Below are 18,838 nucleotides of genomic sequence, written 5' to 3' on the forward strand. Positions count from 1 at the left end.
ACGTCCCATGAGCCGCGATTCCCTGTCGATCCTGATCATCGAGGACAACGCGCAGCTCGCGGCCAACCTCTACGATTACCTGGAGAACTGCGGGCATACGCTCGATGCCGCGCCCGACGGTCTGTCCGGCCTGCACCTGGCCTCGTCGAAGGACTACGACGCCATCGTGCTCGACTGGAACCTGCCGCGCCTGGACGGCCTGACCGTGCTGCGCCGCCTGCGTGGCGAGGCGAAGAAGAAGGTGCCGGTGATCATGCTGACCGCGCGCGACCAGCTGGACGACAAGATCGACGGCTTCGAATCCGGCCTCGACGATTACCTGGTCAAGCCGGTGGCGCTGCCGGAGATCGAAGTGCGGCTGCGCGCGCTGGTCGCGCGCCTGCGCCAGTCGTCCGCCCCGGACGACGTGCTGAGTGTCGGCGACCTGACCTTCCACATGGGCACGATGGAGATCCAGCGCGGCGGGCGCCGCATCGTGCTGACCCGCACCGGCCGGCGCCTGCTGGAGCTGCTGATGCGCGAAAGCCCGCAGGTGGTCTCGCGGGCGAAGCTGGAACGTGCGGCGTGGGGCGACGAGGTGCCCGGCACCGACCTGCTGCGCTCGCACATGTACGTGCTGCGGCGTGCGCTGGAACAGGCGCCGGAGACCACGCTGCTGCACACCGTGCCCGGCACCGGCTACCGGTTGTGCGTCGTTGACTAGGTTCTTATCCCGCATCCTCAAGCCGCGCGGCGTGCACGGCGGCATCACCGTCGCGCTGGTCGTGTTCGGCCTGATCATGGCGGCCTCGCTGGCGTTCCAGAACTTCAGCAGCCAGGGCCTGATCGAGCATCCCTACTGGGGCGACCTGCTGCGCTCGATCTCGGCCGACCACGCGGCGCGCGTGCGGGCGGGCGAGGCGGACACGCTGCCGCAGACCGGGCTGGTGCGGTCGTGGTACCTCGCGCCGGGGCAGGCGACCACGTCGGCGCCGTCGTACCTGGCCGAGCTGCCGTCCGGGTTCTATTCCACCGAAAATGGTTTTCGCAATTTCGCCGAGCTGGAGAACGTCCAGGGCCGCGGCAGTTTCCACGCCGCCGTGGTCGACCTGCCGCCGGGGCGACTGATCACCCGGGTGGACATCAACGCGATCGAGGACCAGCAGAACCGCACCTCCTGGTGGAGCGTGCTATGGGCCTTGTCGTACGCGTTGATGATCTGGGCGGTCGTCGCGTGGTTGCACGCCAACCTGGTCCGCCCGGTGCGCGACCTGGCCGACCGCATGCAGGCCATCGACCCGCGCGACAGTGCCGCGCGCCTGCCGACGACCTACCTGCGCGAGGAGATCCAGGTCATCGCGCAGGCCAGCAACGTGCATCTGGAGCGGGTGGGGCAGTTCATCGAACGCGAGCGCAGCCTGCTCGACCAGGCCAGCCACGAGTTCCGCACGCCCATCGCGGTGATCGCCGGTGCGGTCGACGTACTCAAGCAGATGTCGCTGCCGGACATGTCGCAGCCGGCGCTGGCGCGCATCGAGCACGCGGTGGAAGGCCTGTCGGAGACCATGGTCGCGCTGCTGTACCTGGCGCGCGAACCGGAGGCCGGCAGCGAGCCGGCCGAGGTCACCGCGCTGCACGAATGCCTGCCGCGCATCGTCCAGGACCATGAGCACCTGCTGGCGGGGCGGGTGGCGCAGTTGCGGGTCGGTGAGTTGCCGCCCACCTACCTGGCCGCGCCGGAGGCGATGGTGCGCATTGCGGTCAGCAACCTGATCCGCAACGCCATCGAGCACACCGAGGCGGGCTATGTGGACGTGACGCTGTCGCACGGCGTCATCGCGGTGGTCGATTCCGGCAGCGGTTTCAATCCGGTGGAGGCCGCGCGCCGGTATCGCGAGAGCCTGCGCAGCGCGACGCCGACGCGCGGGCAGGGGCTGGGCCTGTTCCTGATCGGCCGCATCTGCGAGCGCTTCGGCTGGCGCCTCGCCATCGACGCCGGCACCGTCTCCGGCACCCGCGCGCACCTGGACGTATCGGCGAGCGTCATCCCGCTCTAGAGCTGCGCTGAGTTTTCCGCCCTTGCCCGTCATCCCCGCGCAGGCGGGGACCCAGTGACTTCACGCTTTACGAAAGCCAAGGCGCTAGCAGCGAAGCGCTGGCGACGCTTTTGCCCGTCATCCCCGCGCAGGCGGGAAGCGCTTCTCAACAGCCGAATGGCGGGTCACCCAGTGACTGAACGCCGTACGAAAGCCAAGGCACTGGCTTCCCGCCTGCGCGGGAATGACGGCTCCTGCCCGGACTTGCGCGTTCCCGGTCGGCGACAGGATCCGTTCAGCGCTCCGCCGCCACGTACGACAAAGCAGCGACATCGCTTCGCCACTCTGCAGGGGACGGCCGCCGACGCGCGTGATGACACGCGACACCGCGGACGCGAATCCCACCCCTGACGAGGTCCTGCCTGCCATGAACAAGCTTCTTCTTTCCCTGTTGCTCTCCAGCCTGTCGTTCACCGCGTTCGCGCAGGCGGACGATGACGAGGGCGGTCCCGGGGGTCCGCCGCGCTGGAGCGTGGGCCTGGGCGCGATGATCAAGAACGGCCAGTACGCGGGCGAGGGCTCGGACGTGATGCCGATCCCGCTGGTGTCGTACAACGGCGAGCGGTTCTATTTCCAGGGCATCACCGCGGGCTGGAAGTTCATCGACAACGATGCGTTCGAGCTGGCCGCGATCGGCAAGTTCCGCTTCGACGGGTTCGACGTGAAGGACCTGGGCCGGGTGGAGCTGGCGCGCAACGGCATCGACTACCGTCTGCTGGAAGACCGCGACAAGGGGTTCGACGTGGGCATGTCGGCGAAGTGGAAGGGGCGCGGGGGTGAGCTGGAGGTCGAGTTGCTGGCCGACGCCACGGGCACCAGCGAGGGCCAGGAGCTGTCGGTGCAGTACGGGTATGGGTTCCAGGTCGGCAAGGGCCAGTTGACGCCGAACATCGGCGTGACCTGGCAGTCGGACGATCTGGCCAATTACTACTACGGCACGCTGAAGGAGGAGGTGGCGCGCGGGGTGGTGAACTACCAGCCGGACTCGGTGACGGTGCCGCACATCGGCTTCAGCTACTTCCGCCCGATCGGCGAGAAGTGGTCGATCATGAGCTTCGCCAAGTACAGCCACCTGCCGGATGAACTCTCCGACAGCCCCCTGCTGGAGCGGGATACCGACAGCACCGCCTCGATATTCATCGGGCTGTCGCGGGGGTTCTGAGGCGCGACACCCGCAGCCCCAGCGGGCGATCCCCGCGTTCCCTTCTCCCCGTGCAACGGGGAGAGGGTGCCGAAGGCGGATGAGGGGCGCTTTGCCTTAGTCGACGTTCGATCTGGGAAGCGCAATACCTACTTCACGAAATGCGAGCAACGCCGCCTCCAAGTGGTCGATGATCTCCTGCGCCAGCACATCCGGGGTAGGCAAGTTGTCCAGATCATCCAGGCTATCGTCCTTCAGCCAGAAGATGTCCAAGCTTGCCTTGTCGCGGGCAGTCAACGTCTTGTAGTCGAAGTACTTGAACCGCTCCGACTCTTTCCGCTTGTGGCGATTGGCTGGGTTGTACGCCTTGATGAACTCCTGCAGATCCTCATGACGCAGCGGCTTGGTCTTCAGGGTGAAGTGCTTGTTGGTGCGCAAGTCGTAGATCCACACGCCCTTGGTATGGACCTTACCGTCTGCAAGCTTGCGATCGAAGAACAAGACATTCGCCTTAACTCCCTGCGCATAGAAGATGCCCGTCGGTAGGCGGAGAAGGGTGTGCACGTCGCAGGTTTCCAGCAGCTTGCGACGGATCTTCTCGCCGGCGCCGCCTTCGAACAGCACATTGTCCGGCACTACGACCGCGGCTTGGCCCGCGGTCTTGAGCATCGAGACGATGTGCTGGAGGAAGTTGAGCTGCTTGTTCGAGGTGGTCTGCCAGAAGTCCTGGCGCTCGTAGGTGAGCGCATCCCGATCTTCCTCACCGTCTTCGTTGGTGATAGTCATGCTGCTCTTCTTGCCGAAGGGCGGATTGGCCAACACGTAGTCGAACTTCTGCTTCGGCTCGGCAATCAGGGCGTCGGAGCGGTCCACCGTCGGCTCGCCGTCGAGATCGCCGACGTTGTGTAGGAAAAGGTTCATCAGGCAAAGACGACGGGTGGCGGCGACAATCTCGTTACCGAAGAAAGTTTTATGCTTCAGGAACTTCTGTTGGTTCCTATCCAGCTTCATGCCTTTTCGGGTGAGCCAGTCGTAGGCACCAAGGAAGAAACCGCCGGTGCCGCAGGCAGGGTCGGCGATTGTCTTACCGGGCTCGGGCCGCATGCACTCGACCATAGCCTCGATCAGTACGCGCGGCGTGAAGTACTGACCAGCGCCGCTCTTGGTGTCTTCGGCGTTTTTCTGCAGCAACCCCTCGTACATATCGCCTTTAATATCAATCTCGATGCTAAGCCAGTTTTCAGCATCGATCATCTGTACCAGGCGCGACAGTTTCGCCGGGTCATGAATCTTGTTCTGCACCTTGAAGAAGATCGCGCCGAGCATGCCGGGCTTCTCGCCTAGCTTCTGCAACACTTCCAGGTAATGTTCCTCGAGATTGGCGCCAGTTTTGCTCTTGAGACTGGCCCAGCCATACTTCTTGGGAATCTTCAGTTCGCGGCTGTGCGGCGGCTGCGAGTACTCATGCGCTAACTTGAGGAACAGAAGCGAGGTCAACTGTTCCAGATAGTCACCGTAATTGACACCGTCATCGCGCAGGGTATTGCAGAAGTTCCAGATCTTCTGGACCAGGGTGTTGCTATTCATATCAGGCTTCCAAGATCTCTTGAATCCACGGGTGCTCCTCTCCTCGCTGACCGCGAAGAAGGAAGTGCATGTCACCGCTGTATGGTGAGTCACGATCAATAGCTCGTCGCAGGCGAGCCGCAACCGTCATGAAGTCGGGCTCTCGACTAGGGTCATTCGCCGCAAGTTCGAAGAGACGCTTGCCCTCATCGACATCCGCCATCAACTGAACAGCGGAGGCGTGACGGCGCTTGCAAGTGGGTTCGTAGTCGAGATGGTAAATCTCGATAGAGGCTTCGGCCCGCCGTTTGGAGACGAGATCGCCACTAGCTGCGCATGGCTGACCATTCTCCTGATGGCAACCCAAGGAGCGCCAATCTGCAATTTCACATGGGTCGAGTAACAGTGGCCTCTCGGCGGAAAGGGGGCCAGCCACATAGACGCGCTGCGCTTCGTCGATCAGCGGAAACCGGTCTGCCTTGCCGCCCGCAGTATCGCCATCGACATCTATGCGCCTGCTATTGCAATAGGTACATGCGTAGCGAAAGTTATTCACGTCGAAGGCTAGCCAGCGATAGCCCGTGTGGGGTCTACCTGCATCGCTCACGCGATTCTTTGGTCGAAAATGATCAACTGCATTATCCGATCTATCCACGGGCGACTCGCAGTACCAGCACTTGTCGTGCAACAGATCGGCGAGTCCGTTCTTGAGGTCGCGCCATACCGCACTGTGATCGTTCGGATCCTCTCCGTCTGCAACAGCTTGTGACGCCGCTTGCGCACGCGCCACCCACCCTGCCGGCTTCACCAGCTTCGCACGGTCTATGTACCTCACTGAGCTGCCTCAGATGATGACTTCGCTTCAACGGCCAGCAGCTCTGCAATCAAGCGTTTTGCCAATCCTTCCCGCTCGGTGCGCGACATTTTCACCACCTTCTTGGCTAGCTCCGTGGGCTGCTCTGTCTGAAATCTCAGAGTTAACAGTTCATTGCGCAAGCGTAGGTATCGCGAATACTCGTCGTCGGGATGAAAGAACCGGAAGCCGAGCCTGTCGAGTTGCGCGTTAATGCCATCAAGCTCGCGTTGCTCGCCCGCTGTGAGTTCCTCCTTAGCTGCAAATGCCCTCTGAGTTTCTAGGAGCTCTTGAGTCGGCTGATCCAGTGAGGACGTGATGCCGAACATGTCGCTCGTCACTATCGCTGCAAAACCCATGCCGCGCGGCGCCATTTCCGGATAGCAAGCGACTATTTGACGAAGGTCTTCATACTCTTGCATGCGCAGAATTTGCACCTGCTCGCGGTCGAGCTCTGCAATCGCGAGTGGGTTGTGAGTTGTGAGCAGAATGTGGCTGGTCTCCTCCCGCCTGGTGCCACTGGCAATGAACTGCTGTAAATACGAAATGTAGTCCACGCTCCAGCGCGGATTCAGGTGTGTATCCGGTTCATCTAAAAGGAACAGACTTTCTTCCTCAGCTGTAAAGCGAAGCAGCCCAAGGACGGTGAGCAATTGCTGCTCACCCTCACTGAGCTCACGGAATGTCACGCTGCCATCGTTCTTCCTGAGACGAACTCGGATGCGCACCTCTTCAATCAACTCTGAAACGTAGGTGCTCTCCAAGTCACGGAAGAACTGTGCCGGCGTCTGATTGCCGACCAAAAGCCGCAGTGCAGCGATATCCTTAACATACAGATACTTGAACTGAAGCGCCTGCTTATTCCAAAGGGATGTCGAGACTCGTCGAGTGACCTCGATAGGAGCCAAGGCTATGTCATACAGGCGTGACAAGAAGCCAGCCACCACGCCGCGCGCGTTCCAGAAGCGAGGATCACCGTCAGTGACCTTGGATTTCCACGGTGGCTGCCTCAGTACGAAAAGCACTGATTCGATTCCCTCGTCAGGATCAACTCCGAGGTGATCGTTCAGGAATGCACGCACCACCTCGGACTGCTGAATCAAAAACGCCAGCAATACGAACTGGCTGTGTACGGGCATGGCGTAGAACAACCGCTTCATGCCGGGATCTTCACCATTACGCAGCTTGCTGTCGTAGGTTTCCAGGTAGGGTCGAAATATCTCGTGCATGCGCGAGCTTTCGCCCGAGTAGTAGCTGAACACGTAGCGGGGTAAGTACTGGGCATCCGCATTCAAGAAGGCGGAGAGCTTCACGAGTTCGCCACGCAAGGCGGACACCGGCCTTTCGCCTTCAATCGCCGGAGTCAATAATGTGCTTTGGCCTCTGGCTTGAGCGTCCGTTGCGACATGAATCGTGAAAGGTTCCTTTTCACGATCCGGATCCGCGCTGATATGTACATGCCGCAGACTCTCACCCGCACCCATGCGATAGGCCAGTTGAAAAGCAAATTCGGGCGTACGCTTCTTGGCTATCAGATCGCGAAAGATGATGGCCAATGCCTCCAGCACATTTGACTTGCCGGTGCCGTTCCAGCCGATAACGACCGTTACCCATTGCTCCTGATCGAAGTCAATGGTGACGTTCTTCAGGTTCTTGAATCTGTGCTTGTCGACACCGTTTGCAGGCTCTTTCGCACTACCGATGGTGAGTTTGTCTAGACGCATACTCAGCCTTCCAATAGCTTCAACTCGTCAAAAAGCTTGCGGCCCTGCTCATCACGAACGGGCTTCACCGCCAGGCGGCCCGCCTTGTCCAATTTGCGCAGCTCCAAGTACAGATCTTCAATGCGCTCCGTGACAGCGCCATCGGCCACGCCACAGCGGCGGAAGGCCTCCTGTGCCGGCACCCAGTCTCCCGACTCGGCGAGCACGTCGATCAGTCTGCTTACCACGACGGCTATCTCCTTTGCTAGTTTGGTTCTACGCGCCTTGGGTTGCGAGGATTGCTTCACTCGCTCGTCGCTTATTCGGGCTAGTAGCGCGCCGGCGGGTTCATCGGTCGGATCTTGCGGAATCAGTTGGCCGGCGAACGCAGCCTTGAGAATATTCTTTCGCTGCGCAGCTGATAGATAAAAGCCTCTCTCAATGGCCGAGTTCTGACTGTCACAGGATTCCAGAAACTCAGATAGAACCTCGGTGATCCGGTTCTGCTCGGCTCTCGGCGGTAACGGAAGTGAAATAGAGCGAATGTGCCCGAGATTTACTCTCGGCCGCCCAATTCCCTTCACTAGTTGGTTTACGCGCTTTCTCGTCGGCTCTGCATTGAGCACCGCTACCGCAAACTCCGGCGGAACAAGTTCAGGGTTCAGTCGAACGCGAGCGCAATCTGCCTTGACTATTGCCGGAGCAATGCCCGCAGGTATGGCGCAGGAGCGAGGCAATACGTCGCCAAGCATAGCAACAACAACATCACCTTCGATCACGGCGTGTTTCTGGAGACGCTCGTAGTGATCCTCGGAAATATGAGCGTGTGCATCAAGGAAGCGTCCATCGCCGATGTTCTGAAGGCGAATTACTCGAGGGCCAGACTTTGTGTAGTGCTCTGACTTTAGGTTCGAGCCGAATGGACCATCCGTGATGCCATTCTCATCGATTGAACATTGATCGATAGTTGCCCATACCCATCCGGCTGGCAACGATGGCAATTCGGCAATGTCCGGCGCAACAGGCGCGGGATATTTTGCTTGCCAGTCTTTTGGTGGCGTCTTGCCTTGCTCGGCGAATCTGGCGAGTTGCTTTTGCTCCCAGCGGGCGCGGCGTTCGGTGAGAATGCGTTGCAGTAGCTCCGCGCCTGTTTCTCGTGGCGTGCCATACGCCGCGCGCCAGTCAGCGGTCAGGTCGCCTTCCACTGCCGCTTTCAGCAGGGATTGACGGTACTTCCTAAGTTTGCGCTGCGCAGCCTGCAACTCGGCCACGCCGACGTCGAGATCGGACAATAGCTCTTCCAGTGCCTCGGCAATTCGGCGTTGCTCGCGCAATGGCGGAAGAGGAATTCGATGGGCCATAAAAGGCCCACGATTAATGTGCTTCATGGTGCTTCCGTGTAGGTGCTCGGAATCCAGAAGCTGGTCGATAGCAACCTTGAGCCAGTGGAACAACAGCGCTTTGTCGACAATGGCCTCGTCAGGGGCCACTCTGAAGATGTGTTGGTTAACAAGCGCCGGCTCGCGATTCCAAACGAATACGTCGACAGTTGCCGACCAACTCAAGAGCATTTCACCTGTCGCGACGTGAAAATCCTCTGAGACGTTGAGTGACGTCCTATACAGTGGCTTCTCCGGATCGGTCAAGTTCTGGATGCGAACTATCGGTCGTCCGGCTGCTTCGCGGTGCTCGGGCTTGAAAGCGAACCCGTTGATGTACTTGCCTGTATCACCGATTGTTGCCCAGCACCAACCGCTTGGCAGTTCATGTTGCGCTTCGCTAATAGTCAAGCCACCAACTCCTCATTCATCTCTGCCAGCAGTTCATCCAACTGGCCATCAAACACCGTCCACGCCTTCTGCAGCCCGCCTTTGCCGGCCAGCTGCGCGTAGTCGAAATCGTCGCGCTCGATCCGGCAGCTGCTGGCGATATGGTCCTTGACCAGGCGCAGCCACTCCATCTGCTCCGGCGTGAACGCCGTGGCGCGGCGTGCATTATGACGGAACACCCAGTCCGCGAACCGCTTGTCCACGCTGTCCGCAAAGGGCCGCAACTCGTCCTCCAGGCCCAGCGCAAAGCGCACCAGCGACACCAGATCCGTCAACTGCCGGCGCACGCCGCTGCCCCGCACCTGGCTCTCCTGCACCCGCGCGTAGGCCGACCACAGCTTTTCCGTGGTCAGCATCAAAGGCGGGCGCTGCAACGCCTCATGCAACTCCTCGATCATTTCGAACGTCAGCGCCCGTCGGCTGTACGGCTGGGCGTAGAAGAATCCCAGCGCCGCGATCTCGTCCCGATGCGCCTCCAGGAACTCCCGGAACCGGCCCACGGCCGCCTCGGCATTGGCCTGCGCTTGCGCCGCGAACTCGCTGCGCGTCACTGCATCAAGATTCACGTGGTCGATCAACTGCTCACGCTCGCGCCGCGCGGACTCGATCAGCTCGCGCAGGGCAGGGGTATCGAACGGTGCACAGGCCGTATCCACCCGATGGCGTCGCGCAGCGTCCAACTCGTCCGGTGTCAGCGTCTCCACACTGCGGGTTATGCCCGCCGCCGTAGCGGTGTCCAGCGCATCAGCGGCGATGCGGTCCGGGTCCAGCGCCTGCACCAATCCGCGGGCTAGATCCTGCAGCCCGATGCCGCCACTAGCCTGCTTGATCCGGCTCAGTGCCTTGTCGTCCAGTTGCTTGGCCAGACGTACCAGACGATTGCCCAGGGTCAGTACGGTGTCGTCATCGCGTGCGCCAACCGCCACGCCCTTCAGCAGGCTATCCAGGCTGAGTCCAGGCTTGCGCTCCAGCGGGCGGCTCTCCGTCTTCAGCGACTTCTCCACGCCCACCGCATCGATCAGCACGAAGTGCGTCTTCGCGCCCTCGGCCGAGTTGCTGACTTTCTTCAGCGTTTCCGCGTCCAGGCTGCGCACACCGCGGCCCTTCATCTGCTCGTAGTAGCCCTTGCTGCGCACGTCGCGCATGAACAGCAACACTTCCAGCGGCTTCACGTCGGTACCCGTGGCGATCATGTCCACGGTGACGGCGATGCGCGGGTTGTAGTCGTTGCGGAAGCTGGCCAATACGCTGTCGGCATCGTCCCCCGGCACCGGCTTGCCGGTCTCCGCATCCGTGCCGGCGCGGTACGTGACCTTTTTGCAGAACGCATTGCCCTCGCCATAGACCTCCCGGACCATCCGGATGATGTCGTCGGCATGGCTGTCTGTCTTGGCGAAGATGAGGGTCTTCGGCGTCTCCTTGCGCTGCGGGAAGATGGTGGTCTCGACCGCCGCTTTCATCGCCTTGACCACGTTGCGGATCTGGCTTGGATTGACGACCGACTTGTCGAGATCAGTGGCGCCGTAGGGCGTGTTCTCTTCCGTCTGTGCCCAGCGCTTGGCACGGGTCTCGCGGTCGCGGTGGTCCACCCATTCCTTCGCTTTCAGCTCCGCGCCCTTGGCGGTGATCTCGGTTTCGATCTCGTAGACGTCGTAACCCACGTTCACGCCGTCGACCACCGATTGTTCGTAGCTGTACTCGGCCACCACGTTCTCGTTGAAGAAGCCGTAGGTGCGCTTGTCCGGCGTGGCGGTCAGGCCGATCAGGAAGGCATCGAAATAGTCCAGCACCTGCTTCCACAGGTTGTAGATGCTGCGATGGCATTCGTCGATGACGATGAAATCGAACGTCTCGATGGGGACCAGAGGGTTGTACTGCACCAGCTTCGCCTGTGCATCCGTCTGGCCAAGTTCGTTGAGCGAGATATCCTCGCCGGCTTCGGCCAGCTCGGTGCCCGACAGGATCGAGTACATACGCTGGATGGTGCTGATGCAGACCTGCGCGTGCGGGTCGATGTGGCTGGAGGACAGCCGCTGCACGTTGTACAGCTCGGTGAACTTCCGTCCGTCATCCGGCGGTGTGTAGGCCATGAACTCCTGGTGCGCCTGTTTGCCCAGGTTGCGCGTGTCCACCAGGAACAGGATGCGCTTGGCGCCGCCGAACTTGAGCAGGCGATAGACCGAGGTGATCGCGGTGAAGGTCTTGCCCGCACCGGTGGCCATGTGGACGAGGGCGCGTGGCTTGTTCTTCGCCAGCGAGGCTTCCAGTCCGGTGACTGCGCTGACCTGGCAGTCGCGCAGATTGCGCTCAGGCAAGGGCGGCATACAGGTCAGGCGGCGACGCAGGGTATCGGGCTGCGTCGCCCATTCGGTCAATGCCTGCGGCCGGAAGAAGTGGAACAGCTCGCGCGCGCGCGGTGCAGGATCGGCACCGTCGGTGAAGAAGATGATCCGCCCGGTGCTCTCGTAGAGGAACCGCAGCGGCTGATTACCCTTGCGCCATTTCAGTGTGGCGTTGGCGTAGCGCTCGGTCTGCGTCTCGTGAGCGCTCAGCTTGGACCCTTCCTCCTCGCGCTTGGCTTCGATCACCGCCACCGGCTCACGGTTGACGAACAGAACGTAGTCCGCAGGTCCGGAGTCCGTGGGGTACTCCCGGACCGCCACGCCGGGTCCAGCCGACAGGTTCAACTGCTTGGTGTCCTGGACAACCCAGCCTGCCACTTCAAGTTTGGAATCAATGAGTTGGCGGGCCTTGGTTTCGGGGGTCATCCGGGATCCTCGAGGCGAGCAGCCCAACAGGGCTAAGGGTCGATCGGTAGGATAGTCTCAAATGAACGGGTGCCCCAATCGGGGGCAGTCCTGGGCGGCGTTAGGCCCTTCAAAACCATCCTTATGCCCACCTTCACCGACCGCTACTTTCAGTTCTCCCTCGACATCCCCGACCACTGGCGATTCCTACCTCCCGCCTGGTCGCCCGTGGAGCAGTGGAAACGGGCGGCGGGGCCGGAGGACCTGTTCGCGTTCGCCAACAAGCCGTTCTGCTGCGCCCAGGCGCACCACGACAGCGACCGGCATGCGTATCCCACGCTGCAGGTGACGGCACGGCCGTCGGCGATTCCCGACAACGAGCAGGCGGGCGATATCCTCGACCGGCAGCTTGCCGTCATGCGCGGGCAGTGCCCCGACTTCACGCTCGAGTTCGCCAGCCACGAGGCCATCGTCGCCGGCTACCGCGCCACCCTGGTCAGGGGCAACTTCACCCTCTTCACCCAGCCCCGGGACGAGATCGTGGAGATCGGCGTGCGCAGTCGCAGCTACCTGGTCTTCACCCCTGGCCTCGCATTCACCCTCGGCCTGTCCAGCAGCGACGATCCGGCGTTCTACGACGAAGTCGACTTCGTCGGGATCATCAGGTCGGTGAGGGTGGGGGCGTGACGTAAGTGTCGTGCCCGCGAGGACTACCGCTCACCGTGTTCTGCACAGGCAGCCGCCCTTGGCGTTCCTGCTGCATCTCTCCTGACAAGAACATCCATCGTTGGATGTTTTCCACGCTCCGTTCTCTCATTTCGATCGAACGCCCGATCTTTTCGATCCAACGTTCCATCTTTTTCACTCGCTCATCTATCAAAAACATCCAACGTTCCATCGTTTCGATCCACCGTTCCATCTTTTTCATCGGATCATCTAACACTAAGACCCAACGATCCATCGTTTCGATGCAACGTTGCATCGTTTCGATCCAGCGCCCGATGTTTTTGATCCAACGTCGGATCTTTTCGATGCAACGCCCGATGTTTTCGATCCAATCGGGCAGGGGAGTGTGAGAAGTACTCCATTAGCAAACGTGACAGATTTCACGCGGTGCCGCGGCGTTAGATTGCGGGTGCCGGCCGGACCCGGTCGGTATCACCCGAATGGACGCAAGCACATGACACAGAACCGCATCGCCATGACCTTCCAGACCGACCGGCTGGAACGCATCGACGGCTCCCTCACCGCCCTGGAAGCCGACCTCGACCTGCTGATCGCCCTCACCCCGGACGAACGCCTGGAACTGGTGAAGATGGGCGACAAGTCGCGCGCCTTCTGCGACAAAGCCCTCGAAGTCGCCGGACAGCACGCCGGCCTGATGCCCCGCGACTTCGACATCGACGCCTTCCGCCAGGACCACCTCGCCCTGACGGCTCTACGGCCCCGTCTCGCCCGCATGGCCTACCTCATGCAGCGCATGGAAGACACCGAACGCGCCCTCAGCAGCGACGTCATGGCCGCCTCCCTCGAGGTCTACGGCGTGCTGAAAGTGGCCGGCAAGGACAAAGGCGTGGACGAAGCCCGCAATGCCCTGGCTTCGCGCTTCAACCGTCGCCGCGCGGGCGCCGGCGCGATGTCCCCACCGAACGTCTGATCTCCCCCGTTCCCCTGAAGGCCCCGCATCGCGGGGCCTTCTTGTTTAGTAGCCGCCCATCGCGGACCCTTGCAGCAGACTCGGAAAGGAGAGCGGCATGGCACAGGAATGGAAGGACCGGCAGCGTCTTACCCAGACGCTGGTGGGTGTTCTCGCAGATCACATGCTGACGCGTGGAAAACTTACCGCCGAGCAGATCTATGGCCTCTGCCAGCTCACCTGGATCACGGGCAGTTCCGAGGGCGAGAAGGCCGGTTATGTGGCCAGCGCAAAATTGCCCGGGCTGCTGCATGTATTCCCTCGGCTGGACGAGCAGTCCAGCCTCGCCGATGCCGCGAAGCAGATAGGAAAGATCGTCGGATCGCCCGGATTGCCTGCCCTGATCAGGAAGGACACCGGATTCACCAACTTCTACGGCGCCTACCGGAACAGCGCGCTGCCCTGGATACGCAAGAATATCGACGCCATCGCGCCTCTCGTACGCAAAGCCAGAAGGCTGACCAGCGATCAGGACGGCGCGTGGCTGGCGTCGCGTATCGACGCGCTGCCTGCCATCCCGGATCCGAGCAAGCGCCGGGAGATGAAGCCGGCGTTCCTGCTGACGCCGCTGCTGTTCTCCCTCGATCCCCGCAGGCGATTCCCCATCATCAACGGACGCCGGGGGATCAAGGCGTTGCTGGCCCGGCACCGCGCGGGCAGTTCAAGTCTGGAAGCGCAGTACTGGGTAATGGTCAGCCAGTATGGGACGAACGGAATCCACGACTCCGCTGATCTGGACCAGGCCGATCTGGAACAGGTGGTGGCGGACAAGAATGCCGCGCTGAAGAAAAGCAATCGCGCGCATCCGAAGGCGGAGGGTGCGGTACTGGCCACCAAGCCCGTGGACGGCGCCGAACTCCCGCTTAAGGACGACGCGGACGTGGAACGTATCGCCCGATCCTCGGAGATCATGGCCCGTCGGCAGCACAACACGATGACGAATGATCTGAAGGGACTCTGGAGCAGCCGCTTCGAGTTGCTGGAAGGCAGGAAGAAGGATGCCAAGTACGACGTGCTAGTGAAGCGCGCCCTGACGGGGAAGGACCTGCTGATCGAGGTCAAGAGCAGCGAGTACGAAGCGGAGGTCAGAATGGCGATGGGGCAGCTGTACGCCTATGCCTTCCGTTTTCCCGAGACGCAGCGTCCGAAGCTGGCGGTGCTATTGCCGAAAGAGCCGAAGAAGGACGTGCAGCGTCTGTTGGAGTGGCGGGAGATCGGCTGTCTCTGGTTCCGCGGCAAACGACTCGCGACAGCGACGCCGTGGTTGCTGGCGCTGGTCAAGCAAGGCCATGCGGCATGAGGAGTGCGATGGGCGCGCCGCGACTTTTCTCCTATGTGGTGGACCACGATCTGGGATTCGCCCCGAATCCTTATGGTGGGTACTGCAGCCTCGTGCACTGCAAGTTCGGTGGGGCGGGTGGGCGACGCAACATCGTCGAGATGGCGTCGCCCGGGGACTGGATCCTGGGGTCGGGCGGCGCGGGTCCGGAGAGTGCGGGCGTGAATCGCATCGTGTACCTGATGCGGGTGGACGAGAAGTTGTCGTTCTCGAGATTCCTGGCAGACCCCCGGTTCCGTGGACGGAACGATGCCATCGAGCGTAATCATGGAAATCTCTTTGCGCTCATATCCTCGAACTACTTCTACTTCGGACGCAACGCCCTGTCGTGCACTGAACTCCCGGTCACACTGCAGCGGGCATCGCTTTTCAAACGGGGACGCGGCTATCGCGGCGACCTGCACGTAGGCCATGTGCTGTCGCTGGTCGACTGGTTCCGCTCCAGGTTCGAGTACGGCATGCATGGATTGCCGTGTTCGCCATGGCGCCCGGAGAGCGATGAGGGCAGGGCGTCGTTGGCGTCGCCGCAGATTCGCAGGAAGTCCGGGGTTGGGCTCCGCAGCTGCGGACGTTCCCGGCCCGAGAAGTGCAGGATCCGGCGCGATACGCCGGGCCGCCGCCCACCGTGTGTTCCCCGAGGGTGCGCCACATAGCCCAGCCTCAGAGAGCGGCATTTGCGCCTGATCCCACCACCGGTTCAATAACGAACGAGGCCCCGCACTGCGGGGCCTCGCTGTTTCCCACCCTTGTCGGGATCCGGTTATACGTCGGCTTGTTGGCCGGAGCCGGCGGCCCTAAGATCGGGCGGTATCAAGGGGATAGCCCACCGTACGGCCGGCTGTGGGCAAGTCGCATAACCGGACCCCGATCCGGCTATTGGGTAGTTCGGCACGAACGCACAGGAACCACATGCGCACCGCCAGGATCATTCGACATGTCGCCGTTTCGATTGCACTGCTGTTTCTCGCCGCTTGCGCATCGACAAACAGCATTTCAGATGGCGCGAGCGTGAGCCCGGCGAAGGGTGTCGTCGCATTCAAGGTCACTACGAATATTCGCCACGGGCAACTCCAATACAAGAAGTTCACGGCACTCGAAACCTCGGAGTCCTTGATGAAGGAATACTTCGTCGGCCCGGACGAGTCCGTGGTAATGGAGGCCGGGGAGAAGTACTGGCTTATGCCTGTAGCGCCCGGCGACTACATGTGGAGCAAGGTGATTGGTGAGTCCCGGAGACAAGCCAGCTTCCACTCGTCCAACCGTTTTTCGGTTGCGCCAGGAAAAATCACCTACGTTGGCCATATCGATGTCACCACTGACAATGAGATGGTCAAGATTTCCATTGAAGACAATGAAGCCGACATGGTTCGCCACATTCGAACCCACTACCCGGTCTATTTTTCCAGCATGGAAATTCAAAAGAGCGTTACGGAATTCAGGCGGTAAGCAAGTGCCTGACCATTCATTCAAGCTCGCGCTTCGCGGGTCGCCCTAAACCAGGCGTCAGGTCTCGAATGAACCCTACGTCCAAGCCGTCTCCCTATCGCTGGAGGACCGCCGTACGCACGCATTTGCCCTGGTTCCTGATCGAGGCCGGCATTGCCGACAAGGGCCAGGACTGCGAGGCGGCGGGAGGGGGCCACGCGTGGTACAACCTGGACGACCGGCGCAGTGGTTGCTACCACTGCAAGGTGGTCAGGGCAGGGCGCCTGTGGGAGCAGGCCGATGCCTGACAGTCCATTCAAAAAGAACCTGCTTTGCGGGTCTTCTCGATTCAGGCGGCAGGCACCGATGGCCACGTACATGGCGTACCTCTCGTTGATGGCCGGGCTGCTCCTCCCTGCCATGGCGTTGTGCAGCCCGGTCGGCCCCATCACCAGGATCGTCGTGACGGAGACAGGTGTCGGGCCCAAGAGCGAGGGGTGCGCTGGGTTTGTGGTGACGTCGAAGCAGGTTCGGACCTTCTTCGACAAGGCCGTACTGATCTCCGGGCGGCAACAGCACGACTTCTTCCTTCATGGCCCGTGTGTCGCGCGAGGTACCTTCGAGACCCGCTACGACAGGTGGCAGTGGGAGATGCGTAGCCTGGGCACCGGCAGCATGACGGCCAGCAATGGAGATACCTTTCTCCTCGCAGATCCCGAACACGAGTCGTCGCTTGCAGATGACTCGCCGGGGCCCTGATAACGCATGCAAGCAGGACCTGCTCAGCGGCTTGGCTCAGGTCAGGCGGATACCAGGGATCAAGACGTCATCGCCGTAGTAGAGATCGATGGCCAAGGTCCGTTGGCGTAGCGGTGCCATCCAGCATGCCAACCACATTGAGAAAGCTGATCGTCGGGCTCGAGGACCTGCTCGGCGTGATCGCCCTGGGCCTGGCGCTTATGGGAGCGGTCACCACCTCGTGGCCGCCACCGGAAGCGGCCGGCGGGCCACGGGCACTCGGATACGTCCTCACTGCCGTCTTTCTCTCGGCGAGCGTGCTGTTCCTGCTTGCCGCGCGACACGTGCAGCAGACCGGTCGGTTCTCGCCCCTCCGGCATGCCGCCCCCATCCTGTGCGCACTGCTGGCGCCGCTTTCCGGCTTCCTGAGTACGCACCTCTAGCGATCCATCCAGTCCACACGCATCACGGATCGGCTCAAGCCGGGCGTCAGCGGCATGACCCAGCATCGCCTCTGCGACAACTAGGCCTGGCTGATAGCCAACAGGCTTCTGCCACGCCACATGGACGATGAGGCGAACGGTGGACAGGCCTCAACGTATCGCAGTGTTGGTCGACCGGCTTCCATGACGGCTCGGTTCCACGATAGCGGCAGTGAATCCGGAGGCGGCCATCGCCACACCGGAGTGACGCAAGCGTCTCAACCGTGCAGCCGGTCCTGGGAAGCCTCCTCGGATCCGGCCTCCTGTCGGTCCCAGTACGCCTTCACCTCGAGGATCCGGGGCATGCAGTCCTCGAAGGCATCGACCATGGCGGGGTCGAAGTGTGTGCCCCGTCCTTCCTGGATCTTGGCGACCACCACGTCGACGGGCCACGCGTCCTTGTAGGGACGACGGCTGGCCAGCGCATCGAAGACGTCCGCGATGGCCACGATGCGCGCCGACTCGGGGATGCTGTCGCCAGCGAGCGCATGCGGGTAGCCCGTTCCGTCCCAGCGCTCGTGGTGGTTGAGCGCGACTTCCGCCGCCAGTTCGAACAGCGGTGCGTGGCTGCGGCTCAGGATTTCATGCCCGATCAGCGTGTGGCGCTGCATGACATCCCATTCGCGCGGGTTGAGCTTTCCGGGCTTCTTGAGGATCGCATCCGGGATGCCGATCTTGCCGGTATCGTGCATCGGCGCGGCCTGTTCAAGCAGTTTGGCGCGCGCCGTGTCCCAGCCCACCGCTTCGGCCAGCACGCGCGCATAGGCCGCCATGCGCCAGATGTGGGCGCCGGTATCGGAGTCGTTGTAGTGCCCCGCCACGCTGAGCATCTGGATGGCGTCCTGGTAGCTCTTGCTGAGCGCGGACGCCCGCACCAGCGAGAGGTGCGTGTTGACGCGGGCGCGCAGGATGAACGGCGAGACGGGCTTGGTGATGTAGTCCACGCCGCCGCAGGCGAAACCGGTGCGCTCGTCCACTTCGCGATCCAGCGCCGTGACGAAGATGATGGGGATGTGCTCGGTGGATGGATGCGCCTTCAGGGCCCAGGCCACTTCATAGCCATCCATCCCCGTCATCTCCACGTCCAGCAAGACCAGGCTCGGTGCATGCTTCTCGGCCGCACGCAGCGCCTGCTCGCCGTCCCGTGCGAAGACCAGGCGGTGGTCGTCGCCGAGGATCTGGCGAAACAGCGCCAGGTTGTTAGGCTCGTCGTCCACGCAGAGGATCGGTCCGTGCGGCATGGG

The 18,838-nt window shown here is 61.8% G+C and carries 18 protein-coding genes; 11 read left to right on the forward strand and 7 right to left on the reverse strand.

Annotated elements, in window-relative coordinates; all coding sequences use genetic code 11:
• Positions 1-22: 22 nt before the first annotated feature.
• The 3 genes from AC04MD_RS01115 (at position 23) to AC04MD_RS01125 (ending at position 3,237) form a co-directional block, all read left to right on the forward strand.
• Entirely contained in the window at positions 23-703 is a 681-nt protein-coding gene (locus tag AC04MD_RS01115; protein WP_475496146.1) for a response regulator transcription factor, read from the forward strand.
• Positions 696-2,036, forward strand: a complete 1,341-nt coding sequence (locus AC04MD_RS01120; RefSeq protein ID WP_475495501.1) for a sensor histidine kinase — start codon at positions 696-698, stop codon at positions 2,034-2,036. Before AC04MD_RS01115 ends, AC04MD_RS01120 begins: the two co-directional genes overlap by 8 nt.
• Positions 2,037-2,442: 406 nt before the next feature.
• Positions 2,443-3,237, forward strand: coding sequence for a MipA/OmpV family protein (locus tag AC04MD_RS01125; protein WP_475495502.1), 795 nt, complete (start codon positions 2,443-2,445; stop codon positions 3,235-3,237).
• A gap of 96 nt (positions 3,238-3,333) precedes the next feature.
• Here AC04MD_RS01125 and AC04MD_RS01130 read toward each other — a convergent pair whose 3' ends face one another.
• Genes AC04MD_RS01130 through AC04MD_RS01150 form a run of 5 tightly spaced genes read right to left on the reverse strand, consistent with a single transcriptional unit; the run spans position 3,334 to position 11,935 of the window.
• Positions 3,334-4,803 carry a class I SAM-dependent DNA methyltransferase gene (locus AC04MD_RS01130; protein WP_475495503.1) on the reverse strand — a complete coding sequence of 490 codons (1,470 nt, stop codon included), beginning with the start codon at positions 4,801-4,803 and terminating at the stop codon, positions 3,334-3,336.
• A gap of 1 nt (position 4,804) precedes the next feature.
• The gene (locus tag AC04MD_RS01135) at positions 4,805-5,617 is read right to left on the reverse strand and encodes an HNH endonuclease family protein (protein ID WP_475495504.1); all 813 of its coding nucleotides are present in this window, start codon (positions 5,615-5,617) and stop codon (positions 4,805-4,807) included.
• Positions 5,614-7,359: an AAA family ATPase gene (locus tag AC04MD_RS01140; protein WP_475495505.1), complete on the reverse strand. Its 1,746-nt coding sequence runs from the start codon at positions 7,357-7,359 to the stop codon at positions 5,614-5,616. The genes AC04MD_RS01135 and AC04MD_RS01140 overlap by 4 nt, the downstream gene beginning before the upstream one ends.
• 2 nt (positions 7,360-7,361) lie before the next feature.
• Entirely contained in the window at positions 7,362-9,128 is a 1,767-nt protein-coding gene (locus AC04MD_RS01145) for a restriction endonuclease subunit S (RefSeq protein WP_475495506.1), read from the reverse strand.
• Entirely contained in the window at positions 9,125-11,935 is a 2,811-nt protein-coding gene (locus AC04MD_RS01150) for a type I restriction endonuclease subunit R (protein WP_475495507.1), read from the reverse strand. The genes AC04MD_RS01145 and AC04MD_RS01150 overlap by 4 nt, the downstream gene beginning before the upstream one ends.
• Before the next feature lie 123 nt (positions 11,936-12,058).
• On the opposite strand from AC04MD_RS01150, the gene AC04MD_RS01155 reads away from it, so the two are divergent.
• Positions 12,059-12,601, forward strand: a complete 543-nt coding sequence (locus AC04MD_RS01155) for a hypothetical protein (protein WP_475495508.1) — start codon at positions 12,059-12,061, stop codon at positions 12,599-12,601.
• Here the strand turns inward: AC04MD_RS01155 and AC04MD_RS01160 are convergent.
• A complete protein-coding gene (locus AC04MD_RS01160) occupies positions 12,576-12,896 on the reverse strand; it encodes a hypothetical protein (protein ID WP_475495509.1) in 321 nt (106 codons plus the stop codon). The two genes, AC04MD_RS01155 and AC04MD_RS01160, sit on opposite strands and share 26 nt — an antisense overlap.
• 198 nt (positions 12,897-13,094) lie before the next feature.
• Here AC04MD_RS01160 and AC04MD_RS01165 point away from each other — a divergent pair, with 198 nt between their 5' ends.
• From AC04MD_RS01165 to AC04MD_RS01195, 7 genes are all read left to right on the forward strand, one after another.
• On the forward strand, positions 13,095-13,571 hold the full coding sequence (locus AC04MD_RS01165; RefSeq protein WP_475495510.1) for a hypothetical protein: 477 nt from the start codon (positions 13,095-13,097) through the stop codon (positions 13,569-13,571).
• Between the two features lie 97 nt (positions 13,572-13,668).
• Positions 13,669-14,910, forward strand: a complete 1,242-nt coding sequence (locus tag AC04MD_RS01170; RefSeq protein ID WP_475495511.1) for a hypothetical protein — start codon at positions 13,669-13,671, stop codon at positions 14,908-14,910.
• A gap of 8 nt (positions 14,911-14,918) precedes the next feature.
• Complete coding sequence (locus AC04MD_RS01175; RefSeq protein WP_475495512.1) at positions 14,919-15,602, forward strand: Nmad2 family putative nucleotide modification protein; 684 nt, start codon at positions 14,919-14,921, stop codon at positions 15,600-15,602.
• A 256-nt stretch (positions 15,603-15,858) separates the two neighbouring features.
• Positions 15,859-16,395: a hypothetical protein gene (locus AC04MD_RS01180; protein WP_475495513.1), complete on the forward strand. Its 537-nt coding sequence runs from the start codon at positions 15,859-15,861 to the stop codon at positions 16,393-16,395.
• A gap of 68 nt (positions 16,396-16,463) precedes the next feature.
• The gene (locus AC04MD_RS01185) at positions 16,464-16,682 is read left to right on the forward strand and encodes a hypothetical protein (protein WP_475495514.1); all 219 of its coding nucleotides are present in this window, start codon (positions 16,464-16,466) and stop codon (positions 16,680-16,682) included.
• Positions 16,675-17,133 carry a hypothetical protein gene (locus tag AC04MD_RS01190; protein WP_475495515.1) on the forward strand — a complete coding sequence of 153 codons (459 nt, stop codon included), beginning with the start codon at positions 16,675-16,677 and terminating at the stop codon, positions 17,131-17,133. The genes AC04MD_RS01185 and AC04MD_RS01190 overlap by 8 nt, the downstream gene beginning before the upstream one ends.
• Before the next feature lie 125 nt (positions 17,134-17,258).
• Positions 17,259-17,555, forward strand: a complete 297-nt coding sequence (locus tag AC04MD_RS01195; protein ID WP_475495516.1) for a hypothetical protein — start codon at positions 17,259-17,261, stop codon at positions 17,553-17,555.
• A 257-nt stretch (positions 17,556-17,812) separates the two neighbouring features.
• Here AC04MD_RS01195 and AC04MD_RS01200 read toward each other — a convergent pair whose 3' ends face one another.
• A complete protein-coding gene (locus AC04MD_RS01200) occupies positions 17,813-18,835 on the reverse strand; it encodes a response regulator (protein ID WP_475495517.1) in 1,023 nt (340 codons plus the stop codon).
• Between the last annotated feature and the right edge of the window lie 3 nt (positions 18,836-18,838).

It is taken from the genome of Pseudoxanthomonas sp. LjRoot206 (assembly GCF_056175725.1).

Bases quoted from the DNA above. Each gene is read 5' to 3' on its own strand.
- AC04MD_RS01175 (WP_475495512.1), top strand. From the start codon at position 14,919: ATGGGCGCGCCGCGACTTTTCTCCTATGTGGTGGACCACGATCTGGGA.
- AC04MD_RS01125 (WP_475495502.1), top strand. From the start codon at position 2,443: ATGAACAAGCTTCTTCTTTCCCTGTTGCTCTCCAGCCTGTCGTTCACC.
- AC04MD_RS01195 (WP_475495516.1), top strand. From the start codon at position 17,259: ATGCCAACCACATTGAGAAAGCTGATCGTCGGGCTCGAGGACCTGCTC.
- AC04MD_RS01190 (WP_475495515.1), top strand. From the start codon at position 16,675: ATGCCTGACAGTCCATTCAAAAAGAACCTGCTTTGCGGGTCTTCTCGA.
- AC04MD_RS01170 (WP_475495511.1), top strand. From the start codon at position 13,669: ATGGCACAGGAATGGAAGGACCGGCAGCGTCTTACCCAGACGCTGGTG.
- AC04MD_RS01150 (WP_475495507.1), bottom strand. From the start codon at position 11,935: ATGACCCCCGAAACCAAGGCCCGCCAACTCATTGATTCCAAACTTGAA.
- AC04MD_RS01185 (WP_475495514.1), top strand. From the start codon at position 16,464: ATGAACCCTACGTCCAAGCCGTCTCCCTATCGCTGGAGGACCGCCGTA.
- AC04MD_RS01140 (WP_475495505.1), bottom strand. From the start codon at position 7,359: ATGCGTCTAGACAAACTCACCATCGGTAGTGCGAAAGAGCCTGCAAAC.
- AC04MD_RS01165 (WP_475495510.1), top strand. From the start codon at position 13,095: ATGACACAGAACCGCATCGCCATGACCTTCCAGACCGACCGGCTGGAA.
- AC04MD_RS01180 (WP_475495513.1), top strand. From the start codon at position 15,859: ATGCGCACCGCCAGGATCATTCGACATGTCGCCGTTTCGATTGCACTG.
- AC04MD_RS01160 (WP_475495509.1), bottom strand. From the start codon at position 12,896: ATGCAACGTTGCATCGAAACGATGGATCGTTGGGTCTTAGTGTTAGAT.
- AC04MD_RS01130 (WP_475495503.1), bottom strand. From the start codon at position 4,803: ATGAATAGCAACACCCTGGTCCAGAAGATCTGGAACTTCTGCAATACC.
- AC04MD_RS01200 (WP_475495517.1), bottom strand. From the start codon at position 18,835: ATGCCGCACGGACCGATCCTCTGCGTGGACGACGAGCCTAACAACCTG.
- AC04MD_RS01155 (WP_475495508.1), top strand. From the start codon at position 12,059: ATGCCCACCTTCACCGACCGCTACTTTCAGTTCTCCCTCGACATCCCC.